The 23,301-nt window shown below is 67.8% G+C and carries 21 protein-coding genes, 1 tRNA gene and 1 pseudogene; 10 read left to right on the top strand and 13 right to left on the bottom strand.

Annotated elements, in window-relative coordinates; translation table 11 throughout:
* Window positions 1-217: 217 nt before the first annotated feature.
* Window positions 218-492 (top strand): annotated as a pseudogene (locus ACSFA0_RS24460) (integrase core domain-containing protein); the annotation flags it as partial.
* A 103-nt stretch (window positions 493-595) separates the two neighbouring features.
* On the opposite strand, the gene ACSFA0_RS24455 reads toward ACSFA0_RS24460, so the two are convergent.
* A complete protein-coding gene (locus ACSFA0_RS24455; protein WP_435452856.1) occupies window positions 596-1,237 on the bottom strand; it encodes a DUF4124 domain-containing protein in 642 nt (213 codons plus the stop codon).
* A gap of 428 nt (window positions 1,238-1,665) precedes the next feature.
* Here ACSFA0_RS24455 and ACSFA0_RS24450 point away from each other — a divergent pair, with 428 nt between their 5' ends.
* Window positions 1,666-2,061 (top strand): type II toxin-antitoxin system PemK/MazF family toxin, encoded by a 396-nt coding sequence (locus ACSFA0_RS24450; protein WP_435452855.1) that lies wholly within the window; start codon window positions 1,666-1,668, stop codon window positions 2,059-2,061.
* A 581-nt stretch (window positions 2,062-2,642) separates the two neighbouring features.
* On the opposite strand, the gene ACSFA0_RS24445 is transcribed toward ACSFA0_RS24450, so the two are convergent.
* From ACSFA0_RS24445 to ACSFA0_RS24410, 8 genes are all read right to left on the bottom strand, one after another.
* Window positions 2,643-3,863, bottom strand: a complete 1,221-nt coding sequence (locus ACSFA0_RS24445; protein ID WP_435452854.1) for a tyrosine-type recombinase/integrase — start codon at window positions 3,861-3,863, stop codon at window positions 2,643-2,645.
* Between the two features lie 178 nt (window positions 3,864-4,041).
* Window positions 4,042-4,116, bottom strand: a tRNA-Arg gene (locus tag ACSFA0_RS24440).
* A 28-nt stretch (window positions 4,117-4,144) separates the two neighbouring features.
* On the bottom strand, window positions 4,145-8,230 hold the full coding sequence (locus ACSFA0_RS24435) for a translocation/assembly module TamB domain-containing protein (protein WP_435452853.1): 4,086 nt from the start codon (window positions 8,228-8,230) through the stop codon (window positions 4,145-4,147).
* A gap of 2 nt (window positions 8,231-8,232) precedes the next feature.
* Window positions 8,233-10,116 carry an autotransporter assembly complex protein TamA gene (locus ACSFA0_RS24430; protein ID WP_435452852.1) on the bottom strand — a complete coding sequence of 628 codons (1,884 nt, stop codon included), beginning with the start codon at window positions 10,114-10,116 and terminating at the stop codon, window positions 8,233-8,235.
* A gap of 94 nt (window positions 10,117-10,210) precedes the next feature.
* A complete protein-coding gene (locus tag ACSFA0_RS24425; RefSeq protein ID WP_435452851.1) occupies window positions 10,211-11,398 on the bottom strand; it encodes a vWA domain-containing protein in 1,188 nt (395 codons plus the stop codon).
* 18 nt (window positions 11,399-11,416) lie between these two features.
* Entirely contained in the window at window positions 11,417-12,022 is a 606-nt protein-coding gene (locus ACSFA0_RS24420) for a GNAT family N-acetyltransferase (protein WP_435452850.1), read from the bottom strand.
* A gap of 2 nt (window positions 12,023-12,024) precedes the next feature.
* Entirely contained in the window at window positions 12,025-12,267 is a 243-nt protein-coding gene (locus tag ACSFA0_RS24415) for a hypothetical protein (RefSeq protein ID WP_435452849.1), read from the bottom strand.
* 4 nt (window positions 12,268-12,271) lie between these two features.
* Window positions 12,272-13,126 (bottom strand): AAA family ATPase, encoded by an 855-nt coding sequence (locus ACSFA0_RS24410; protein WP_435452859.1) that lies wholly within the window; start codon window positions 13,124-13,126, stop codon window positions 12,272-12,274.
* 152 nt (window positions 13,127-13,278) lie between these two features.
* On the opposite strand from ACSFA0_RS24410, the gene ACSFA0_RS24405 reads away from it, so the two are divergent.
* Complete coding sequence (locus ACSFA0_RS24405) at window positions 13,279-13,965, top strand: c-type cytochrome (RefSeq protein ID WP_435452848.1); 687 nt, start codon at window positions 13,279-13,281, stop codon at window positions 13,963-13,965.
* Window positions 13,966-14,032: 67 nt separating this feature from the next.
* Here the strand turns inward: ACSFA0_RS24405 and pcaG are convergent, their stop codons facing one another.
* Together pcaG and pcaH are read right to left on the bottom strand one after the other, a co-directional pair.
* Window positions 14,033-14,638, bottom strand: coding sequence for a protocatechuate 3,4-dioxygenase subunit alpha (gene pcaG / locus ACSFA0_RS24400; RefSeq protein WP_435452847.1), 606 nt, complete (start codon window positions 14,636-14,638; stop codon window positions 14,033-14,035).
* A 17-nt stretch (window positions 14,639-14,655) separates the two neighbouring features.
* A complete protein-coding gene (pcaH, locus tag ACSFA0_RS24395; protein ID WP_435452846.1) occupies window positions 14,656-15,387 on the bottom strand; it encodes a protocatechuate 3,4-dioxygenase subunit beta in 732 nt (243 codons plus the stop codon).
* A gap of 96 nt (window positions 15,388-15,483) precedes the next feature.
* On the opposite strand from pcaH, the gene ACSFA0_RS24390 reads away from it, so the two are divergent.
* Window positions 15,484-16,452 (top strand): LysR substrate-binding domain-containing protein, encoded by a 969-nt coding sequence (locus ACSFA0_RS24390; RefSeq protein ID WP_435452845.1) that lies wholly within the window; start codon window positions 15,484-15,486, stop codon window positions 16,450-16,452.
* On the opposite strand, the gene ACSFA0_RS24385 is transcribed toward ACSFA0_RS24390, so the two are convergent.
* Together ACSFA0_RS24385 and ACSFA0_RS24380 are read right to left on the bottom strand one after the other, a co-directional pair.
* Window positions 16,453-16,884: a DUF1841 family protein gene (locus ACSFA0_RS24385; RefSeq protein ID WP_435452844.1), complete on the bottom strand. Its 432-nt coding sequence runs from the start codon at window positions 16,882-16,884 to the stop codon at window positions 16,453-16,455.
* A 35-nt stretch (window positions 16,885-16,919) separates the two neighbouring features.
* Window positions 16,920-17,708, bottom strand: a complete 789-nt coding sequence (locus ACSFA0_RS24380; protein WP_435452843.1) for an IclR family transcriptional regulator domain-containing protein — start codon at window positions 17,706-17,708, stop codon at window positions 16,920-16,922.
* A gap of 117 nt (window positions 17,709-17,825) precedes the next feature.
* On the opposite strand from ACSFA0_RS24380, the gene ACSFA0_RS24375 reads away from it, so the two are divergent.
* From ACSFA0_RS24375 to ACSFA0_RS24350, 6 genes are all read left to right on the top strand, one after another.
* Window positions 17,826-18,521: a 3-oxoacid CoA-transferase subunit A gene (locus ACSFA0_RS24375; protein ID WP_435452842.1), complete on the top strand. Its 696-nt coding sequence runs from the start codon at window positions 17,826-17,828 to the stop codon at window positions 18,519-18,521.
* Between the two features lie 154 nt (window positions 18,522-18,675).
* The gene (locus ACSFA0_RS24370) at window positions 18,676-19,323 is read left to right on the top strand and encodes a 3-oxoacid CoA-transferase subunit B (protein WP_435452841.1); all 648 of its coding nucleotides are present in this window, start codon (window positions 18,676-18,678) and stop codon (window positions 19,321-19,323) included.
* Window positions 19,324-19,348: 25 nt separating this feature from the next.
* Window positions 19,349-20,557, top strand: a complete 1,209-nt coding sequence (gene pcaF, locus ACSFA0_RS24365) for a 3-oxoadipyl-CoA thiolase (protein WP_435452840.1) — start codon at window positions 19,349-19,351, stop codon at window positions 20,555-20,557.
* 14 nt (window positions 20,558-20,571) lie between these two features.
* On the top strand, window positions 20,572-21,300 hold the full coding sequence (locus tag ACSFA0_RS24360; protein ID WP_435452839.1) for an SDR family NAD(P)-dependent oxidoreductase: 729 nt from the start codon (window positions 20,572-20,574) through the stop codon (window positions 21,298-21,300).
* Window positions 21,301-21,482: 182 nt separating this feature from the next.
* A complete protein-coding gene (locus tag ACSFA0_RS24355; protein ID WP_435452838.1) occupies window positions 21,483-22,475 on the top strand; it encodes a Bug family tripartite tricarboxylate transporter substrate binding protein in 993 nt (330 codons plus the stop codon).
* 65 nt (window positions 22,476-22,540) lie between these two features.
* The gene (locus ACSFA0_RS24350; protein ID WP_435452837.1) at window positions 22,541-23,299 is read left to right on the top strand and encodes a sulfite exporter TauE/SafE family protein; all 759 of its coding nucleotides are present in this window, start codon (window positions 22,541-22,543) and stop codon (window positions 23,297-23,299) included.
* Window positions 23,300-23,301: the final 2 nt, after the last annotated feature.

Raw genomic sequence — 23,301 nt, 5'->3', positions numbered from 1 at the left:
CGAAGGTCAATTCTGGATGGACATCAACGTCGAGCGCACATCCAGTCTGCTCTGCGTGATCGGCTACGCCTAGATCTACCAGAATCCAGCCCATGGAGCCGAGCCCCGGCTAGCTGGCAGCACGACTACAACTGGCACGTGCGCCTAGCAACATCGGCGGCAGCGTGCCTATGTCCGGACTCAACACGTCAGGAAATAGCCTCCTAACGCTCCACACCTAGCAGAGGCCGGCGTCAAGCCGGCTGTTGGCAGCAAGGGAGACAGCTACGACAACGCGCTGGCCGAGACGATCAACGGCCTCTCTACAAGGCCAAATTGATCCATCGCCGGGCGCCCTGGAAGACCAAGGAGTCACTGGAACTCGCGACGCTCGAATGGGTGTCCTGGTTCAACCACCACCGACTGCTGAAGCCCATCGGCTATATGCCGCCTGCCGAGGCTGAGGCAACCCACTATCGGCATCTCGCCGAGCAGGCCACCATACCGGCTTGACTTAAACCAACTGGCCTCCACGGAACCCGGGCCGATCCAGGCTTGCCTGCCATTGACGTCTCCTTTTAGGGTGGGGCGCAAGTTTCGTTGTGCGGCCGACTCGCTAGTTGCACGAGAACGTGCCGCCGGCAGCGCGTGTGCAGAAACTGCCGTTCGGTCCAGCCAGATTGCCACCGGCCACGAAGTTGTAGCGGCCACCGTGGTTGCCCCAGCAACCGGTCTTGTCGCAGTTAGTGAACGACGTAGGCTGGGCGGCCGCCCTCGCCTGAGCGGCAGCAGCTTTTTGTGCCTCGGCGCGCTGGTCAGCGGGGCCACCGCCACCGTAGTAGCCCTTCCGAGGCGACCAGTTGGGGTTGCGAGCACGTTCACCGCCGACGCAACCCTGACGGGTCGAGATCGTCTCGCAGCCCTCCGCGTCGTTCTGGCTCGGCCGCGGACGGGGAGCAGTTTGAGGCGCATCCATGCTCACCGCACCTCCCGAGCCCTGCGACCGCTGCACCACGCTGTTCACGGTCCCTTGTTGAAGCTCTCGCGCGCGCTGGATGCTTTCCATCGTTCGCTGCGCGGCGTAGGGGTCATCTGTCGCGTCCGTTGCCTCGCGGCCGAGCACGCGCTCAGCACGTTTGGAGGCGCTCGAGCAAGGCACGTCGCTGTAGGTCGCCTTGCCGCCGGCGTCAATGCAGCGGTGCACCTGGGCGTTTGCGCCCGAGACAGCAAGAAATGCAATGAGGGTGACGAGCTTCATCCGTCTTTCTGTTGCCATGAATGATCAGCCGCGCGACACGCTAGTGGGACGACCAGGCTGAAGGGCGGGCATTGAATGTAACCGGCGGACGTCGACCAGTGCGTGCGCAGCGCGCCGGGTCGCACGTGGCGCCCATTGGCGTGCACGGCCAAAGCAGGGCAACGACCAAGCCGGCCTGTTCGCAGCCTGGCCTGAGGTCGAAAGAAGCCCGCGCTGGAGGCCGAGAGTGTTTTCAGGAAGTACTGCGCAGGCCAGTCAGGTCTTCTAAGTAGACGCTGAAGATACTTGGCGAACTGTGCCAAAATCCAGCTGTACCGACGAAAGTCGGCTTGAGTCTGCAGCTTGAAAAATAGCAGCAGCGGCCCGGATAGGCGATTCCAAGCTGGCCCGGGCGTCGTTATAGCCCCCGCAAGGGGGCTTTTTCTTGCATGCCACTTCCCTACCATCCGCGCCGGGGAGAAGTCCTGATCTGTGACTTCGATACCGGCTTTCAGCCGCCTGAGATGGTGAAGAAGCGGCCCGTGGTTGTGCTGTCCTGCAAAGAGAGCCACAACCGACGGCTGTGCACCGTCGTGCCGTTTAGCACGACTGCCCCGACACCGGCGTTGGCGTGGCACCACCCGTTGCCGCACGTAGTAGTTCCGGGTTTGCTGGCTACTGCTCCGATGTGGGCGAAGTGCGACATGATCGCCACCGTGAGCTTTGAGCGACTGAATAAGCCATACCGCAAGACTCGACACGGTCGCCAGTACACCGAACTGGTTCTGTCGGACGTAGACCTGCAGGCTATCGCAGCGTGCGTTCGGCTCTATCTGACCCTCTGACTCCTAGAGCGCTGGCGGGGGCGCGCGTCATCTTCTGCCTGCCGCAGGTCGCCTCGCGCTGCGGCGCTGCTGGCGAGCACCGGCTCTCGACTCAATTGGTTCGGCGTGCGACAGAATGGCGACGCCAAAACAACGAGGAGTGAGAGCATGGAAATCGTGATCGGTGTGATCGTGTTGGTCGTCGTAGCCGCCATTTGGTCGGGCGTGCAGGGCGGGAAGGCGTTGGAGAAGCCAACAAGGCCTACATCGAATCCCTCGCAGAGCTGAAGCTCTCCCCGACGGACGCGGACCTCAAGCAGCACACCCTCGCCCTCGGCCGCGCCTACTCCCACCTCACACGCGACAAGAAGGGGGTCTCGCTCTTCGACGAAGTGGCTCTCATGAACGACATAAACGCGGCCTGCGCGGCTGCGAGCGTGGCGCCGAAGCAGACTGTAGTGTCCAGTCCCGAGGTGTCCATCGAGAGTCGCGTTCGGACACTCACTGACCTGAAGGACAAGGGCCTCCTGTCGCCAGTTGAATACGATTCACGTCGCAGCGAGATCCTGGCCAGCATCTGACGGCGTAGCCGGTTGCCGGCTTTAGGCGGCTCTGAACTGGATGACCTCGGCACCGACCGCCAGCTTGTCGAGGTAGTCCGCCCAACGCTGCATCATTTCGCGCCGGGCCGGCAGGTGGGCCGTGCGGTTGTACGCCCGACCGTTGGGGTCCTTCACCGAGTGCGCGAGCTGGTGCTCGATGAGATCCGGCCGCTCGCCCAACACCTCGTCCATGATCGTGCGCGCCATCGCGCGAAAACCGTGGGCGGTCATCACGTCGGATCCGTAGCCCATGCTGCGCAGCGCGGCGTTCACGGTGTTCTCGCTCATGCAGCGCTCGCCAGTTCGAATGCTGGGGAACACGTAGCGCCCGTGGCCGGTGAGCGGCTGGATGCTCTTCAGGATGTCGACGGCCTGGGTTGAAAGCGGCACCAGGTGCTCGATCTTCATCTTCATCCTGGACCCAGGGATGCGCCACTCCGCGGCCTCGAGGTCGATCTCTGACCACTCCGCCGCGCGCAGCTCGCCAGGGCGCACAAAGACCAGAGGGGAGAGCTGCAACGCGGCTGCCGTCGCCGGATGCCCTATGTATCCCTGGATCGCTCGGATGAGCTGACCCGCAGCCTTCGGCTCAGTGATGGCTGCATAGTGCGCCTTGTCGACCGACACCAGGGCGCCGCGGAGGTCTGCCGTGACGTCGCGATCCATCAGCCCCGTTGCGACGGCGTACCGGCAGACCTGCCCGCAGATCTGTACGGTTCGATGAGCGCTTTCGTGAATGCCGCGGGCTTCCATCCGGCGCGCGACCTGGTCGAGCACGTCCTTCGCCTTCAGGTCCGTTACCGGTGTGCGCCCGATGAAGGGAAAAACGTCCTTCTCGAGCCAGCCTCGCACCTTGTCCTGGGTGATGGCGGCCCGCCGGTTCGAGGTCTTGGTGAGCCAGTCCCGAGCGACTGCCTCGAAGGTGTTGGCGGAGGCGGAGGCCTTGGCCAGCTTCTCCTTGCGCCGCGCGATGCTGGGATTGATGCCATCGGCAAGCCTCTCCCGCGCCTGATCCCGGCGGCTACGGGCCTTCGCCAGCGATACCTCGGGGTAGACGCCCAGCGAAAGCGTTTGCGCCTTGCCGTCGATCCGGTAGTCAAGGCGCCAGTACTTGCCGGCCGCCTTCACGCGGAGGTACATGCCGCCGCCGTCGGCGTACCGCTCGCCGATGGGCGAACCCTTGTGCTTCACCTGCTTCACGAACGTGTCTGTCAACGGCATCAGTCATCCTTGGGTGTCGGTATCTCAAAGTGGCCTGCGGCTGGGTACCGGCAGAAGTACCGACAAAGTACCGAGATGAGATGCTACGACGTGAGACGGTCTGGGGCAAAGAAAAACCCGCTGCACCTGTGAAGTGAGCGGGTTTCGATGTTTGGTGCGATGCCGTGATCCGGCGTCGTGGTGCCCTCGACAGGAATCGAACCTGTATCTGAGTCTTAGGAGGACCCCGTTCTATCCATTGAACTACGAGGACGGAGGGCAGCGGCGACTTTAGCAGTTCGTCAGTCGTACTTGAGCGTGTAGATCAGGTCGACGCCGCTCTGGATGCCGGCCTGGCCGCGCAGGGTGAGGCGCTGGGTCAGGTCGTAGAAGATGAAGATCGTGCCCAGCATGCCGGTCAGGCTGCTTTCGTAGGTGACGTAGAAATCGCTCGACAGGCGCTTGCCCAGCGTGACGGCCGACTCGCGCAGTTCGCCGCCGGGGTTCGGGCCCTTGAAGCCGATCTCGTCCAGGCCCAGCCGGCTGGCCAGGCTGCCGCCGGAGCCGCCCTTGCCCAGGCCGCCGAGCAGGGCGAGGGCGGCCTGCTGCATCAGGATCGACTCACCGCCGCTGCTGGCCGACGCGCGGCCCAGCACCACCCACGACAGCGTCTCGACGTCCGACAGCACGGGCTCCGAATACAGCTTGACGCGCGGCGACTGGGCCGTGCCCGTGACCTGCACGCCCGCGCGCTGCGAGATGTTCGGCCGGATCGCCAGGATGTCGAGCGAGGGGTTGTCGACCGGGCCGTTGAAGCGTGCCAGGCCGGTCTCGACGTCGAGCTGCTGGCCGTAGGCGCGGTACTGACCCTTGACGGTGCGGACCTCGCCGGTGACGCGCGGCGGCGCGGTGAGCGAGGTGCTGCGGATCTCCAGCTGGCCTTCGAGCCGCGTCGTGATGCCGCGGCCCTGCACCGCGAAGTCCTTGCCCAGGTCGAAGGTGACGGCCACGTCGGGCGCCTTCGCGGTCTGCGGCTTGGCCGCGGCGGCGCTTGCGCGGGCCGCATCGCGCTGCGCGGTGGCGGCGGCTTCGGCGGTCCTGGCGGCCGAGCGCACCACCACGTCGCTGCCCAGGCTGGGCGCGCTCTCGTCGGGGAGGATGATCACGGCGCGTTCGGTGTCGATCTTGCCGCGCACCGTGAACTGGCCGTCGGCCAGTCCCGCCTGCAGGTCGCCCGACACCGTGATCTGCCGGTCGGAGCGCACCAGCAGGCGCAGACTGCGCAACTGGGCGCGCAGGTCCATGCGAATGCCCGATGCGCCGCTGCCGGCGGGCACCGCGGCCCAGCTCATCTGGCCGGTGCCCGACAGCGTGCCACCGTCGCGCGCGGCCTCGCTCGCGCTGGTGCTGACGTTGCCGCTCTGCCCGGCGATGCGCGCGCTGCTGCCGCGGCCGCCCTTGAGCGTGAACTCGGTGATGTCGACCCGCGTGCCCGACAGCGTGGCGCGCAGCCGGCCGTCGCGCAGGTCGAGCCCTTCGACCAGGGCGCGCAGGGCGAGCTGGTCGGCGGCCAGCGTGCCGTTCCAGCGCGGCTCGGTGCGGTTGCCCGACAGGGTGGCGTCGGCGTCGAGCGTACCGGCGACGCGCCAGCCCGGCGGCGCCAGCATCGACCAGACCCCGAGGCTGGGCATCCGCGCCTTGACCGCCCCGGCCAGCGGCGCGTCGGCCGGCCACTGCCAGCCGCCGTCGCGCTGCAGCACGCGCGTGCTGATGTTCGCGTCGATGTTGCCGGCGCGCATGCTGTCCCACACCAGCTTGGCCTGCACCGATTCGCCGCGCGCCTCGATGCGCAGCTCGGCCTGGCGCAGGCCGGCGGGCGTGCTCGGCCCTTCGACGTTGCCGGTGCCGCTGACCATCTTGATCTCGCTCTTGGCGCCGGTGCCGCGGCTTTCGATGCGGGTCACCAATGCGGCCTCGCCGGCCTGCACGCGGATGTCGCCGCTGCGGCGCGCCAGACGCAGGTCGGCGCGCAGGGCATCGCCGGCCTCGATGTCCCAGTCGCCGTCGAAGATCAGGTCGCCGGTCACGCCCATGCTGGCGAGCGAGCTGTTGCTGTCCAGCGCCTCGGCCCAGGCCATCGGCAGGCCTTGCATGCGGCCCTTCGACTGCAGGCGGAAGGCCCGCTGCCCGGCGGCACCGGTCTGGCGGAAGCGCACCGGCTCCCAGTCGATGCGCACGGTGCCGGGCACCGGCCCCTGCAGCGTGGCGCCACCGGCGGAGGTGTCGACTTCGAGGCCGCCGGCGGTGCTGCGCACGTTGGCGTTGAGCGGTGCGCTCAGCGCCACGGTCCACGGGCCGGGGCGGGTGCTGTCCTGAGCCTGCACGCGCAGGCTGGCCAGCGCCGCGCGCCAGCGGCCCGCGCCCTCGAGCGCGCCGCTGGCGCGGGTGTCGAGCGTCATCTTCTGCGTGCCGCGGGTCGCCTCGCCCTGCAGCGCCAGCGTGGCCTGCGCCAGGCTGCCGGACAGCTCGGCGCGCAGGCCGCGCAACTGCACGGGCAGAGCGGGCGGGGGCGGCACGTTGCCGGCGGGCACTGCCGCAGCGGGCAGGCGCAGATCGAGCCGCGGCACGGTCAGCGTGGCCTGCACGGTGGGTTCGACGGTGCCGCGCGGCGCGGGCGTGGTCGCGTTCTGCAGGCGGCGCTGCACGGCTTCCCAGCCGCCATCCCAGCGGGCGTCCAGGCGCGCGTTCCCCTCGGCGCTCGCACCGGCGAAGACCTTGCCCAGGCCGGGCAGTTGCTCGACCCAGCGCTGCAGCGTGGCGGCGTTGTCGATCTGCGCGTCGATCTGGCCACGGCCCTGCGCGGGTGCGATGCGTCCATTGACCTGCGCGTTGCCGCCAGGCAGCACCAGCTTCAGGTCGCCGCTGCCGGCGCGCTCGGCGATGCGGGCCTGCAGCTTGCCGGCGACGCTGGCTTGCGCGGCCTCGACGCGCAACGTGCGCAGGTCGAGCACCTCGTCTTTCCACTGGCCTTGCGCGATGACGCGGTCGAGCCGCAGGCCCTGCAGCGCGGCGCTGCCGGCCGTGCCCTGCGCCTGCAGCGCCACGTCGAACACCAATGCGTCGTCGCGCTGTTCGACGTCGGCCTTGCCGCCGACCGGTGCGCCGGCGAGCTGCGTGTGCAAGGCACCGGGCTGCACGTTGCGCACGGTGGCGCGCACGGCCCACGGCATCGGCGCGGGGCTCCAGTCGCCCTCGGCGTCGATGCGGCCGCCGCCGGTGCGCACGGTGGCGCCGGGCACGGTCCAGGTGGTGCCGTCGTAGGTGGTGCGGGCCTCGACACGTTCGACCGGCAACTTGCCCTGGTCCCACGGGCCGGGCAGGGCGTTGCGGATGTCGGCGCTGGCCTGCCACTGCACGCCGCTGCCGGCCGCGCCGGGGCCGGCCAGCACCTGGCCGCTCAGCAGCGTGGCCGGGGCGGTGGGCCACAGGCGCGCGAGGTCGACGTTGCGCAGGTCGGCATTGGCGTCGATCACCGGCTGCGTCTGCCATGGCGCGATGTTGGCTTGCAACTGCGCCTGCATCGGCGCGGCGGCGTCCTGCTCGGCGGGCTTCAGGTCGGCAGCGATGGCCAGGCGGGCGTCGGCGCCGGCCAGCGTGCCCTTGGCCGTCGCAGTGGCCAGCACGTCGATGCTGCGGCCTTCGGCCAGCGGCGCGCGCACGCGGCCATCGAGCGCCAGATCGAGCGCCATCGGCGCGTCGCCCTGCAGCCCGACGCGCGCGCTGTAGTGGCCATCGGCCAGGTCAACGCCGTCGACGTTCAGCGTGTGCTTGCGTTGCGTGTAGATGTAGTGGCCGGCGAGGTTCTTCGCCTCGACCACCGGCGGCCCGGCCCAGCGCACGGTGCCGATGCGGAAGGGCAGGTCGACATCGACCGGTAGCACGATCTGCCCGAGCGGCTGCAGCGGCTCGCTGGTGTCGGGGGCGGGGCCGCGGCGTTCGATCAGCACCTCTTTCGCGACGACCTCGCCCAACTGCACCTTGCGCTGGAACAGCGGCTTGAGCGTCCAGCCGATCGCGGCCTCGTGCACCTCGACCGACAGCGTGGGGCTTTGCCACTGCAGGTAGCCGATGCGGCCACCGGTGCGCAGCGAGCCGCTCACGTCGCGGCTCTGCAGCGTCTGGCCGGCCGGCATGTAGCGCGCGGCTTTCGTGATCGCATAGGCGAGCGATTGATCAGAGCCCAACCACCACCAGGCGCCGGCGCCGATCGCGACCAGCAGAACGATCAGCGTCGCCAGGGCCCACGCCAAGCCGCGCAGCACGCGGCGCGTGCGCGATCGGCGCGGCGCGGGTGGCGTGGCGGCTGTCTCGGTCGTCTGCACGCGCATGCCTAGAAGCTGAAGCCCAGCCGCAGGTGCAGCCGGTACTTCTTCGTGTCGACACCGTAGGCGACGTCGGCCTGCACCGGCCCGACAGGGCTGCGCCAGCGCACGCCCACGCCGGTGCCGACCTTGGCCTTGAGTTCGCCGAACTTGTCGGCGACCGACCCCGCGTCGACGAAGACGGCGCTCTCGAAATCGCTGAGCTTGCCGTTCCAGAGAATGGGGCGCTGCCACTCCACGCTGCCCACGCCCAGGTAGCGGCCGGCGACGATGGCGCCGTCGTCCCGCTTGGTGCCGATCTGCCGGTAGCTGTAGCCCCGCACCGTGGTGTCGCCACCGGTCAGGAACAGCAGCGTGGTCGGGATCTGCGCGTTGTCGCGGGCGATCATCGCGCCGCCCTCGGCACGGAACTGCAGGCGGCTGCTGCGCGCGGCGCCGCCATCGGTGCCTTGCACCGTGCCGATCGGCAGGATGCCGAGCCAGCGTGCGTAGCTGCGGATGAAGGGCGCGCGCTCGCCGATCAGCGTCTGGCCCAGGCCGAGCTCCAGCGACAGGCCCTGGCCACGCGTCGGTGCGGCGGCGTCGTCGAAGTAGCGGCCGGTCCAGCCCCAGTTGGCGCTCACGGCCGAGGCCGAGGGCGGTGCGCCGGTGCCCTGGTTGGTCGCGTAGTCGTACTGCAGAAACAGGCTGCGTTCGATGCGGTCGCCGGTGCGGCCACGGCCGGCGCGCACCCGCCCGCTGTCGGTGTCGTAGGTGCCGGCGGTCTCGTGCTTGATCAAACCCGAGCCGAACCAGCGCCAACCCCCCTCGTCGGGGATACCGTTCCAGTCGGTGCCGAGCGACTGGGTCTCGCGGTCGATCGACAGCTTCGACACCGCGCGCCAGCCGAGCAGCGGCATCTGGTTGTGCACATGGTCCAGCGACACGCGCGGGCCGCTGTCGGTGGTGAAGCCCACGCCCGCTACTACCTTTTGCAGCGGCGCCTCGCGCACCTGTGCGATCACGGGTGCGGCCTGCGGGTCGGTGCCCTCGGTGTCGAGCGTGAGGAAGACCGAGTCGAAGTAGCCGCTGCTGGCCAGGCGCTGTTGCGCGTCGAGCAGCTTCTGCTGGTCGTAGTCGGCGCCGGACGGAATACGCGCGATGCGGCGCGTGCCGTCGGCGCTGTAGCGCTCCACGCCGCGCACGTCGAGCGGGCCGAAGCGGTAGGCCGCGCCGGAGTCGTAATTGACGCCGAGCTTCGCCTCGCTCTTGTCGGCGTCGATCTCCGCCCGGCTGCTGGCGACGCTGCCGGTGGCATAGCGCTTGGCCGTCAGGCTGCGCAGGCCGATGGTCTTGGCGTTGTCCCAGGCCTGCTGCGTGAAGAGCTGGCCGGTGCGCAGCGTCCAGGCTGTGCGGATCGCCTCGCGTTGTGCGGCGGCGGTGGGGTCGTTCGCGATGGCGCCACGGAAGCCGATATCGACGGCCCCGATGCGCGTGGGCGGTCCGGGGTCGACGGTCACCACGACCTGTCGCGGCGCCTTGCCGCCGGGCGTTTCGTTCAGTTCGAGCGTGAGCGTGGGCGTGAAGTAACCCAGCGTGCCGAGCAGCTCGCGCGCATTGGCCTCGGCCGCGACCATGAGCCGCGACAGCTCGGTCGCGCCCAGGTCGGCGATCTTGCTGTAGCGCTGGATTTCGAGGTGCAGGGCGAGGTACTTGCGGACGTCATCAGGCCCGCGCACCTCCAGGGTGAAAGCGTCGCTCGCCGACGGCGCGTCCGCCGCCACGGTTTGTTTGCCGTCGTCCGTCGCGGCTTCCTTTTTCGGCAGCAGACTGCATCCCTGCAGAAGAAGGACGATTACAAAAAGCAACGCCGGCCATGACGCCGGCGTTTGAAGGGAGGCCACCCTGAGCATGGATGCATTCTGACAGCAGTGCCGGCACGCCATGGCGGGGGGCGCGTCGGACAAAAGCGCGTCTTGCGCCCGTCGGCGCGCACGCTTAGCCGACCTATTTGGACAGCATCCGCATTGCCTCTTCCAACCCTTTGAGGGTCAGCGGGTACATGCGGTTGGACATCATCTGCTGGATGACGGCGATGCTCTGCCGGTACTGCCACACGCCCTGCGGCTCGGGGTTGATCCAGGCGAACTTCGGGAAGGTGTGCGTCAGGCGCTGCAGCCATTCGGCACCGGCTTCCTCGTTGTTGTACTCGACGCTACCGCCAGGCTGCAGGATCTCGTACGGACTCATGGTCGCGTCGCCGACGAAGATGAGCTTGTAGTCCTTGTTGTACTTGCGCAGGATGTCCCAGGTCGCGAACTTCTCGGAGAAGCGGCGCTTGTTGTTCTTCCACATGAAGTCGTAGACGCAGTTGTGGAAGTAATAGAACTCCAGGTGCTTGAACTCGGTCTTGACGGCCGAGAAGAGTTCTTCGACGCGCTGGATGTGCTCGTCCATCGTGCCGCCCACGTCCATCAGCAGCAGCACCTTGACGTTGTTGTGGCGCTCGGGCCGCATCTTGATGTCGAGGTAGCCGGCGTTGGCCGCCGTCTTGCTGATGGTCTCGTCGAGGTCCAGCTCTTCTTCATGCCCTTCGCGAGCGAACTTGCGCAGCCGCCGCAGCGCGACCTTGATGTTGCGCGTGCCGAGTTCCTGCCCGTCGTCGTAGTCCTTGTAGGCGCGCTGGTCCCACACCTTGACCGCACTCTTGTTCTTGCCCGCACCGCCGATGCGCACGCCCTGCGGGTTGTAGCCGCCATGGCCGAAGGGCGAGGTGCCGCCGGTGCCGATCCACTTGTTGCCGCCTTCGTGCCGTTCCTTCTGCTCTTCGAAGCGCTTCTTGAGCGTCTCCATGAGCTCGTCCCAGCCCATCTTCTCGATCTTGGCCTTCTCCTCGGCGGAGAACTCGCGCTCCAGCGTCTTGCGCAGCCAGTCGAGCGGGACTTCCTTGGTGAAGTCGGTCAGCAGGTCGACGCCCTTGAAGTAGCCGGCGAAGGCGCGGTCGAACTTGTCGAAATGCTTCTCGTCTTTCACCAGGGCGGTGCGGCTCAGGTAATAGAAGTCGTCCAGACTGTAGGCGCCGTCGGAGTTGGGCCCGACGACATCGGCCTGCAGCGCCTCCAGCAACGTGAGGAACTCCTTGACCGACACCGGCAGCTTGGCCGAGCGCAGGGTGTAGAAAAAATCGATCAGCATGCGACGGCCCTCCGTGGATCAGCGCTCGGCGGGGCGCGGCTTGTCGAGCAGATAGAGCAGATGCGCCTTCACCTCCGGCCATTCGCCGGCCGTGAGGCTGTACATCACGGTGTCGCGGATCGTGCCGTCGCGCCGCATTGCATGGCCCCGGATCACGCCGTCCTTCTTGGCACCCAGCCGCTCGATCGCGCGCTGCGAGGCGAAGTTGTAGTTGTCGGTGCGCCAGCCCACGGTGCGGCAGCCCAGTGCCTCGAAGGCGTGCGTCAGCATGAGCAGCTTGCATGTCGTGTTGACGTGGCTGCGCTGGCAGCGCTTGGCGTACCAGGTGTAGCCGATCTCCACGCGCTTCACGGCCGGCAAGATGTCGTGAAAGCTGGTGCTGCCGAGCACCGTGCCGGTCGCCTCGTCGGTCACGGCGAAGGCGAAACGGTGACCGTCCTGGCGCATCTGCAGGGCCGCTTCGATGTACGCGCGGGTCTGCTCGGGCTCGGGCACCGAGGTCACGCGCAGTTGCCAGAGTTCGCCATCGGCGGCCGCGGCGCGCAAGCCGGCTTCATGGTCGAGCGACAAGGGAACGAGGGCGAGGCCCCGGGCCTGCAGGGTGGTGGGTTCGACGAATGCCATGCTCAGACTCGGGGATCTCCGTATTTGCGTCGGTACCAGGCCCGGCCCAGTTGCACGCCACCGCCGCCGCCCAGCCCGATGAGCACGATGCCGAGCATCGCCGGGCCGTCATAGCCGTTGGGACCGAAGGCGTCGAAGCCGAGCGCGGTGCCGATCCAGCGCCCGAGCAAGGCGCCGACGACGAAGCCGAGCGCTTGGGCGATGCCGAGCAGCAGCAGTTGGCGCGGCGGGTGCGTGTTGTTCATGAATTCAGCGGTTGTTGCGTTGCATGAAGACCAGCTTCTCGAACAACGTCACGTCCTGCTCGTTCTTAAGCAGCGCACCGACCAGCGGCGGCACCGCCACCTTGTCGTCCTTGCTCTGCAGCGCTTCGAGCGGGATGTCTTCGGCGACCAGCAGCTTGAGCCAGTCGAGCAGCTCGGAGGTCGAAGGCTTTTTCTTCAGGCCGGGCAGGTTGCGCACGTCGTAGAAGGTCTTCATCGCTGCCGCGAGCAGGTCCTGCTTGAGCGTGGGGAAGTGCACCGCCACGATGCTCTTCATCGTGTCCGCGTCGGGGAACTTGATGTAGTGGAAGAAGCAGCGGCGCAGGAAGGCGTCGGGCAGTTCCTTCTCGTTGTTCGAGGTGATGAAGACCACCGGCCGGTGCTTGGCGCGGATCAACTCGCGCGTCTCGTAGCAGTAGAACTCCATGCGGTCGATTTCGCGCAACAGGTCGTTCGGGAATTCGATGTCGGCCTTGTCGATCTCGTCGATCAGCAACGCCACCGGCTGGTCGGCCGTGAAGGCCTGCCACAGCACGCCTTTCACGATGTAGTTGTGGATGTCCTTGACGCGTTCGCCGCCGTCGATGTCCGAGAGCTGCGAGTCGCGCAGACGGCTCACCGCGTCGTATTCATAGAGGCCCTGCTGCGCCTTGGTGGTCGACTTGATGTGCCACTGCAGCAGCGGCAGGCCCAGCGCGGCGGCCACTTCCTCGGCCAGCATCGTCTTGCCGGTGCCCGGTTCGCCCTTCACCAGCAGGGGGCGGGTCAGCGTGATGGACGCGTTGACCGCGAGCATCAGGTCCTGGGTGGCAACGTAGTTGTCGGAGCCCTTGAATTTCATGGATGGCATCGATCGGGAGTGGGTGAATCGGTGCATTCGATCGGCGTGGCCGGTCGGCGGTGTCGCCGAGGCACGGGGGCTGCGAGGAACCCCCCGCATATAATCAAATGTTGATCTAAAAAACTGTTCCTCCACGAGATTGTGCGCGCAAAATGAACAAGTTGTTGACCACGATGTTTGCCCTCGGTGTCGCTTGCGGGACGGTTTCCGTCCAGGCGCAGAACGTGACCGGCAGCGTCGAAAACGGGGCTAAGAAAACGGCCATGTGCGTCGGGTGCCACGGCATCGTCGGCTACCAGGCCAGTTTCCCCGAGATCCATAAGGTCCCCAAGATCGCGGGACAGAGCGCCACGTACATCCGCGCTTCGTTGGCCGCTTACAAGACGGGCGACCGCAAGCACCCGACGATGCGCGCGGTGGCCGATTCGCTCACCGAGCAGGACATGGCCGACCTCGCTGCCTACTACGCGCAGCTCGGCGTGAAGGAGGGCGATGCACCGCCCGCCACGCCGACCAGGCAGCCGAGCGAACGCGTCCAGGCACTCATCACGCGTGACAAGGCCAACGCCTGCACCACCTGCCACGGCGCCAACTTCAACACGCCGAACGACGGCACCGTCGCCAAGCTGGCCGGCCAGCATGCCGACTACCTGTTCGTCGCACTCAAGTCGTACAAGGTCGAGAACCATGCCAAGCTCGGTCGCTCCAACGGCGTGATGAGCGGGCAGGCGAAGAAGTTCACCAACGCCGAGCTGAAGGAACTGGCCGGCTACATCAGCTCGCTGCCCGGAGAGATGAAGACGGTGCCCGATTCGGGTTTCCATACGGCCACCAAGTAAAGACGGCCCGACCTCACCCAGCAAAAAGCCCGCTTCTCGCGGGCTTTTTGCTGGGCGTGCGGGGCGCTCAAACGTCGAAGAAGACCGTCTCGTCCGTGCCCTGCATGCGGATGTCGAAGCGGTAGCACACCGCGCCGTCCTGCTCGACGCGCTGCGCGATCAGCGTGTCGCGGCGCGCGGCGGGCACGCTCTGCAGCACCGCGTCTTCGGCGTTGGTCGCAGCCTCGTCGCTGAAGTAAATGCGGGTGAAGGCGTGCACCAGCAGACCGCGCATCGTCACGATCACGTTGATGTGCGGTGCCTCGCCCGGCGCTTCGGCGCCCGGCTTGACGGTGTGGAACACGAAGCGCTTCTGCGCGTCGGTGCCGGTGCCGCAGCGGCCGAAGGCGCGGAAGCCCCGGGCCTGCGCGTCGTCCACCGATTGCGGGTAGCGGCCTTCGCCGTCGGGCTGGCTGATCTCGATCATCGCGTCGAAGATGGAGTTGCCGTCGCCGTCGAACACGCGGCCTTCGAGCCGGATGCGTTCGCCGACGGCATTGTCCAGTGCGACGGTCGCGTCGAAGGGCTGGTCGAAGTCGTAGCCGTACTGCGTGGCCGTGAGGCCGTAGGCGAAGTAGGGGCCGACCGTCTGCGACGGGGTCTGGCCGAAGTTGGTTTCCTGTGCGCTCATCATGGTGCGGATCTCCTCGCTCAGCGGTTTTCGAACGGCGTCTCGTCGGCACCGCGCAGCACGATGTCGAACTGGTAGCCCAGCGCGAAGTCGGGCTCGGTGATGTCGAGGCTGAAGTCGGCGATCAGGCGGTTGCGGTATTTCTCGGGCGTGCCCGTGACCATCGGGTCGTAGGGCAGCAGCGGGTCGCCGGGGAAGTACATCTGCGTCACCAGCCGGCTCGCGAAGTGCTGGCCGAAGAGAGAGAGGTGGATGTGCTGCGGCCGCCAAGCGTTGGGGTGGTTGCCCCATGGGTAAGCGCCGGGCTTGATGGTGAGGAAGCGGTAGCGGCCCTCGTCGTCGGTCAGGCAACGGCCAGCGCCGAGGAAGTTCGGGTCCAGCGGCGCGTCGTGCTGGTCGACCTTGTGCACATAGCGGCCCGAGGCGTTGGCCTGCCACAGCTCGACCAGCGTGTTGCGCACCGGGCGGCGGCGCTCGTCGAAGACCTGGCCGGTGAGGATCATGCGTTCGCCGATCGGCTCGCCGTTGCGGCGCGCGTTGCGCGTGAGGTCATGGTCGAACTCGCCGATGCTGCCGTGGCCGTACACCGGCTGCTGCAGCTCGCCGAGCGAGGCCTTCAGCGGGATGAGCGGCTGCAGCGGGCCGCGCTTGGCGGTCGACTTGTAGCCGGGGTAGATGTACGAGGGGTGGCTCTTCCAGTCGCGCGGGTCGAGCGTGGGCAGGGCGCCGCCGGGGGTGGCAGGTGGGGTCATGGGTGTCTCCATCGTCGGGGAAGCGTGCACTCTATTCATGCGAACCGTTGATGTAAATTGACCATTCAATGATTTCTCATAACCAAGGGTAATTGGATGGCGACGCCTTCGGAGGTCTTTGCGCGCGGCGTGCAGCTGCGGCATCTGCGCTGCCTGGTCGCCGTAGCGCAGGAGCGCCACTTGGCGCGCGCGGCCGAGCGCCTGTCGCTGAGCCAGCCGGCCATGTCGAAGACGCTGGCCGAGCTCGAGTCGCTGGCCGGCACGCGCCTGGTCGAGCGCGGCGAGGCGGGGCGGCGCGGCATCCAGCGCTTCACCGTCGCCGGCGAGCAGTTGCTGGCCCACGCATTGCGCGTGCTCGAGGCTGTCGATGCCGGTGCGCAGGCGCTGCGGCCCGATGGCGGCGAGCGCGTCGAGCGCCTGCGCGTCGGTGCGCTGCCGAGCGTGGCGCCGACGCTGCTCGTCGATGCGTTGCTGGCGCTGCGCGAACGCATGCCCGCACTGCAGGTCGAGGTGCGCACCGGCGTCAACGCGGTGCTGTTCGATGCGCTGCGCGCCGGCGAACTCGACCTCGTGTGCGGCCGCATGAGCGACCCGCAGCGCATGGCGGGCCTGAGCTTCGAGCTGCTCTGCGCGGAGCCGCTGGCGATCGTCGTGCGGCCGGCACATCCGCTGGCGCGCGCGGCGTCGCCGTCGGTGCAGGACGTGATGGCGCACCCGCTGGTGGTCTACAGCGAAGGCACGATCCCGCGGCACCACACCGAGAGCCTGCTGTCCGGGCTGGGGTTGCGCTTGCCCGCGACGCACACGCAGACGCTCGACCTCGCCGTGGCGCGGGCCCTTGTGCTGCGGTCGGAGGCCGTGTGGTTCACGCCCGCGGGCGCGGTGCGCGACGAGCTGTTGTCGGGCGCGCTGGTGCGGTTGCGCGTGGCGACTGCGGGCACCGAGGAGCCGGTCGGCCTGGTGCTGCGCAGCGGGGTGGAGCTGTCGGCGGCGCAGCGCACGCTGGCGGCGTTGTTGCGCGAAGGCGCGTCGGCGCATGCCGATGCCCTGGCGGGCCGCGGGTAGTCAGTCCCGCGTCGCCTTGCGCTGCACGCAATCCACATACGCCTCGCCATCGGGCGGACGCCCGGCGCGCTGCGCTTCCCACATCATCCGGCCGAGGCATTCCATCGCGGCGTGGTGCGCTTCGAGCAGCGAGCTGCGCGCGGCCAGCAGCTCCACCGCCTGGCGGATGCCGCGCGGCTGGTCGATGGAGCACTGCTCGCTGATCGACAGGTGCATCGACAGGTGCAGGAACGGGTTCTCCTGGCCGTTCTTGCCGTCGTACACGCGGCTCACCGCGGCGTCGGCATCGGCCAGGTCGGCGTGGTACTCGGGGTGCGCGTCGATCCAGCCGGCGGCGATGGTCTCGAGCGCTTCCATCGGCAGGCCGTCGCGGTGCTTCGCGTAGACATTGCAGAAGAAGCGGCGCACTTCTTCCTGGGTGGGATTGAACATGATGCGGTCGAGGGTAGCACCGGCCGCGGGGCCCGTCAGAGCAGCCGCGAAATCTCCGCCGCCGCGGCGCGCAGCCCCGGCAGCATCGTCTCCTGCATCACCTTCGCGGGGGTGCGGTTGGCCTGGCCGCTGACGTTGAGCGCGGCCACGGTGCGGCCGTTGCGGTCGGTCACCGGCGCGGCGATGGAGATCAGACCTTCTTCCAGTTCCTGGTTCATCAGGCACCAGCCTTGGCGCCGCGCCTGCGCGACCTTCGCGACCAGCGTGTCGACGTCGGTGATGGTGTGGCGCGTGAGCGCGGTGCGGTCCGAGGCCTCCAGCCGCTCGCGCACCGTGGCGTCGTCCAGGTCGGCCAGCAGCATGCGGCCGAGCGAGGTGCAGTAGGCCGGCAGCCGCGTGCCGACCGCCAGGTTGATGCGCATGATTTTGTGCGTCTGCACGCGCAGCACGTAGACGATGTCGGTGCCGTCGAGCACCGCAGCCGAGCACGACTCCTTCACCTGCTGCACCAGCGCTTCCATCACCGGCTCGGCACGGTTCCAGATCGGCATCGACGACAGGTAGGCAAAGCCGAGTTCGAGGATGCGCGCCGTCAGCCCGAAGCGCTTGCCGTCGGTCTCGACATAGCCGAGCGACTGCAGCGTGAGCAGGATGCGGCGTGCGCCGGCGCGCGTGAGGCCGGTCGCGGCGGCGACTTCGCTGAGCGTCTGGCGCGGAGCGGCGGCGCTGAAGGAGCGGATCACCTGCAGCCCGCGCGCGAAGGACTGCACGTAGCTGTCGCCCGGCGCCGGGGCGATGACCTCGTCTTGTCTCGTGTTTGCCATGGCGGGCCTTGTTGTTTAGAATTCATTATAAGAACAAATGTTCGATATACGAACAAATTGAGAGCCTCCTCCGAGCGTCATGCCCGGTTTCTCCATCCTTCACCGGAGACAGTTCCCATGATCGACAAGATCGCGCCCTCGATCGCCGATGCCATGTCCGGCATCCAGGACGGTGCCACCGTCCTGATCGGTGGCTTTGGCACCGCCGGCATTCCCCTCGAACTCATCGACGGCCTGATCGAACAGGGCGCCCGCGACCTCACCGTCGTCAACAACAACGCGGGCAACGGCGAGAGCGGCCTCGCGGCGCTGCTCAAGGCAGGCCGCGTGCGCAAGATCATCTGCAGCTTTCCGCGGCAGGTCGACAGCCATGTGTTCGACGGCCTCTACCGCAGCGGCAAGCTCGAGCTTGAGCTGGTGCCGCAAGGCAACCTGGCCGAGCGCATCCGCGCCGCCGGCGCCGGGATCGGCGCCTTCTTCTGCCCGACCGGCTACGGCACCGAACTGGCCAAGGGCCGCGAGACGCGCGAGATCGGCGGCAAGCACTACGTGCTCGAGTACCCGATCTACGGCGACGTGGCGCTGGTCAAGGCCGAGGCGGGCGACCGCTGGGGCAACCTGACCTACCGCATGGCGGCGCGCAACTTCGGCCCGGTGATGGCGATGGCGTCGAAGAAGACCATCGCGACCGTGCACGAGATCGTCGAACTCGGCGCGCTCGACCCCGAAAGCATCGTTACCCCCGGCGTCTTCGTGAAGCACGTGGTGAAGATCGATCGCGTGGCCACGCAGGCCGGCGGGTTCAAGAAATGAAGCCCACCCCCGAAGCGGCGCACTGCGTGTCGCCGCCTCCCCCTCAAGGGGGCGCACCCTGCGGCCCGGCAAAGCCGGTTCCGCGGGTGCCCTGGCATTTCGCCGCGCCGGTTTCATTGATTGCGAGTGGCGCGCAGCGCCGTGGAGAACTGAAATGAGCACAAGCTACCAGCGCCGCACCAAGGATCAGCTCGCCGCACGCGTGGCGCAGGACATCTTCGACGGCGCCGTCGTCAACCTGGGCATTGGCCAGCCCACGCTGGTGGCGAACCATCTGCCGGCCGGTCGCGAGATCGTGCTGCAGAGCGAGAACGGCATCCTGGGCATGGGCCCCGCGCCCGCCGCAGGCAGCGAAGACTACGACCTCATCAACGCCGGCAAGCAGCCCGTCACGCTGCTGGCGGGCGGCTCGTTCTTCCACCATGCCGACAGCTTCGCGATGATGCGCGGCGGCCACCTCGACATCTGCGTGCTCGGCGCGTTCCAGGTGTCGGCCACCGGCGACCTGGCCAACTGGAGCACCGGCGAAGAAGGTGCCATCCCCGCCGTCGGCGGCGCGATGGACCTGGCCATCGGCGCGAAACAGACCTGGGTGATGATGGACCTCTTGACCAAGGCCGGCGTGAGCAAGATCGTCGAGGCATGCAGCTACCCGCTGACAGGCATCGGCTGCGTCAAGCGCGTCTACTCCGACCTCGCCACGCTCGAATGCACGCCCGACGGGCTCAAGCTGATCGACACGGTCGACGGCCTCACGCACGCCGAACTCGAAAAGCTGATCGGCCTGCCGATCGCCGCCTGACACGACACCACCAAGGAAGAGACACATGAGCACCAAGCAAGCATTCATCTGCGACGCCATCCGCACCCCCTTCGGCCGCTACGGCGGCGCGCTGTCGAGCGTGCGCACTGACGACCTCGGCGCGATCCCGCTGAAGGCGCTGATGGAGCGCAACAAGAACGTCGACTGGCAGGCCGTGGGCGATGTGCTCTACGGCTGTGCCAACCAGGCCGGCGAAGACAACCGCAACGTGGCGCGCATGTCGGCGCTGCTGGCCGGCCTCCCGATCGAACTCGGCGGCGCGACCATCAACCGCCTGTGCGGTTCGGGCCTCGACGCCATCGGCTCGGCCGCGCGCGCCATCAAGGCCGGCGAAGCCGGTCTGATGATCGCGGGCGGCGTCGAAAGCATGAGCCGCGCGCCCTTCGTCATGCCCAAGGCCGAGTCGGCCTTCAGCCGCGCCAACGCGGTGTACGACACCACCATCGGCTGGCGCTTCGTCAACAAGCTGATGAAGTCGCAGTACGGTGTCGACTCGATGCCCGAGACGGCCGAGAACGTGGCGACCGACTACAAGATCGAGCGCGAAGCGCAGGACTTGATGGCGCTGAATTCGCAACTGCGGGCCGTGGCGTCGCAGAAGTCCGGTTTCTTCGACGCCGAGATCGTGCCGGTGACGGTGCCGCAGAAGAAGGGCGACGCGATCATCGTCAGCAAGGACGAGCATCCGCGCGAGACCAGCCTGGAGTCGCTCGCCAAGCTCAAGGGCGTGGTGCGCCCCGACGGCACCGTGACCGCCGGCAACGCCAGCGGTGTGAACGACGGCGCCTGCGCGCTGCTGCTGGCCGACGAGGCCAGCGCCGCCAAGCACGGGCTGACGCCGCGCGCCCGCGTGGTCGGCATGGCCACCGCCGGCGTCGCCCCGCGCGTGATGGGCATCGGCCCGGCGCCCGCCACGCAGAAGGTGTTGGCGCTGACCGGCCTGACGATCGACCAGATGGACGTGATCGAACTGAACGAAGCCTTCGCGGCCCAGGGCCTCGCAGTGCTGCGCCTGCTCGGCCTGAAGGATGACGACGCGCGTGTGAACATCAACGGCGGCGCCATCGCGCTGGGCCATCCGCTGGGTGCCAGCGGCGCGCGCCTGGCGACCACCGCCGTCAACCAGCTGCACAAGCAGGGCGGCCGCTACGCGCTGTGCACGATGTGCATCGGCGTGGGCCAGGGCATCGCCGTCATCCTAGAACGCGTCTGACAGAGAAAGAATCAATGAGCCACCAAGAAGTCGCACTCGTCACGGGCGGCAGCTCCGGCATCGGCCGGGCCACCTGCGAGGCGTTGCTGGCGCAGGGCCGCACCGTCGTCAACCTCGACTACAACAAGCCGGACTGGAGTCATGAAAAGCTGGTCTCCTTCCAGGCCGACCTGACGAAGGAAGCCGAGACGCAGGCGATCGCGCAGCAGATCACGTCGACCTATGCCGTCACGGCGCTGGTCAACAACGCCGGTGCCACGCGCCCCGGCACGATCGACACCGCGACGATGGCCGACCTCGACTACGTCGTGGGCCTGCACTTCAAGGCCAGCATGATCCTGATCCAGGCCGCGCTGCCGGCGCTGCGGGCGTCGGGCCACGGCCGCATCGTGAACGTGTCGTCGCGCGCCGCGCTGGGCAAGCCCGAGCGCATCGTCTACTCGGCTACCAAGGCCGGGATGATCGGCCTCACGCGCACGCTGGCGATGGAGCTCGGCGGCGACCAGATCACGGTGAATGCCGTGGCACCCGGCCCGATCGCGACCGAGCTGTTCCGCAAGAGCAATCCCGAAGGCGCGCCGCAGACGAAACGCATCATCGACAGCATCGTCGTGAAGCGCCTCGGCACCGCAGAGGACGTGGCGCGCGCCACGATGTTCTTCCTGTCGCCCGACAACGGCTTCGTCACCGGCCAGGTGCTCTACGTGTGCGGCGGCACGACGCTGGGCGTCGCGCCCATCTGATTCGTTTCTCGCTGCAGGCCGGGCCCGCGCCCGTGGACCTGCGCATCCCGCGGCCAACCTTTTTGCCAACTCCTTCAGGCACAACCCTCAAGTTCTCAGGGTAAGTGCCGATATAGAAAAGGTTTGTCTGCTTCGTCCGAGGCGCATGGACGCCTGTCTTTCCACCTTTCCGAGGATCTCCCATGTCTGCATTGAATCGCCGTACCTTCGCCCTGGCCACCGTGGCCGCTGCCGGCGCCCTGTCGTTGGCACCGTTGGCCGCCCAGGCCCAGGCGGCGTACCCGAGCAAGCCCATCACGATCATCGTGCCGTTCTCGGCCGGCGGCACCACCGACATCCTGGCCCGCGTGGTCGGCCAGTTCATGAGCACCGACCTCGGCCAGCCGGTGGTCATCGACAACCGCGCCGGTGCCGGCGGCAACATCGGCGGCCAGGCCGCGGCGCGCGCCACGCCCGACGGCTACACGATCTTCATGGGCACGGTGGGCACGCACGCCATCAATCAGTCGCTCTACAAGAAGATGCCCTTCGACCCGATCAAGGACTTCGCACCGCTGTCGCGCGTGGCCATGGTGCCGAACCTGCTGGTGGCCAATCCGTCGCAGCCGTACAAGAACGTCAAGGAACTGATCGCCTATGCCAAGGCCAACCCGGGCAAGATCAACTTCGGTTCGTCGGGTGCTGGCAGTTCCATCCACCTGTCGGGTGAACTGTTCAAGCAGATGGCCGGCGTCGACATGCAGCACGTGCCGTACCGCGGCAGCGCGCCCGCCGTGTCCGACCTGCTGGGCGGCCAGATCAACCTCATGTTCGACAACATGCCCTCGGCCATCCCCCACGTGAAGGGCGGCAAGCTGCGTCCCCTGGCCGTGACGACCGCCAAGCGCTCGCCGGCGCTGCCCGACGTGCCGACCATCGCCGAATCCGGCGTGCCCGGCTACGAAGCGACCTCGTGGTTCGGCCTGCTGGCCCCGGCCGGCACGCCGGCGCCGGTCATCGCCAAGCTCAACGCCTCGATCCTCAAGGCGCTGGCCAACCCTGAAGTCAAGAAGAAGCTGGCCGAGCAGGGCGCTGAAGCCGCCGGTGAGAAGCCGGAGCAGTTCGCCGCCTTCATCGTGGCCGAGACCGCCAAGTGGGGCAAGGTCGTGAAGGAATCCGGCGCGACCGCCGACTGATCTGCTCGATCTGATGACGTGAGCGAACGGGGGAGAATCCGCGGCTTTGTCCGAGAGACCGCGCCTTGACCTTCCCCGTCATCACCGACCCGTTCTTCTACGCGGTCGCCGTTCCCGCCGTGCTGCTGCTCGGCATCAGCAAGAGCGGCTTCGGCGCCGGCTTCGGCTCACTGGCGGTGCCCATGATGGCGCTGGCCGTCACGGTGCCGCAGGCCGCGGCCATCCTGATGCCGGTGTTGCTGCTGATGGACCTGCTGGGCATCGCGGCCTTCCGCAAGGATTTCGACCGCCGCCTGCTCGCCTTCCTCATTCCCTGCAGCCTGGTCGGCGTGCTGATGGGCGCCTTGCTGTTCCGCGTGCTGTCGACGCAGGTGGTGTCCGGCATCGTCGGCATTTTCACGCTGCTCTTTCTGGCGCAGCGGCTCGTCTTCCCGCCGAAGCCCGGCGATGCGCCGCCGCCGCGCGCGGTCGGTGCCGTGCTGACCGCGCTCTCGGGCTTCACCAGCTTCATCGCGCATGCCGGCGGCCCGCCGCTCAATGCGTACCTGATCCCGCTGCGCCTCACGCCCGTGGCCTTCACCGCGACGGTGGCCTATCTGTTCTTCGTGGTGAACCTGTCGAAGTGGGTGCCGTACGCGTGGCTCGGCCTCATCGACCTGCGCAACATGGCGACCTCGCTCATGCTGCTGCCGATCGCGCCGCTGGGCGTGTGGATCGGTGTGCGCATCGCGCGGCGCATCGACCCGCTGTGGTTCTACCGCTTCGTCTACTTCGGCATGCTGCTGGCGGGCTTGAAGCTGCTGTGGGACGGCTTCGTCGGTTGACG

The organism is Variovorax restrictus (genome assembly GCF_051216715.1).
Lineage (GTDB): Bacteria > Pseudomonadota > Gammaproteobacteria > Burkholderiales > Burkholderiaceae_C > Variovorax.
The sequence above is the reverse complement of the archived record's forward strand: the minus strand, read 5'-3'. Positions and strand labels throughout refer to the sequence as shown.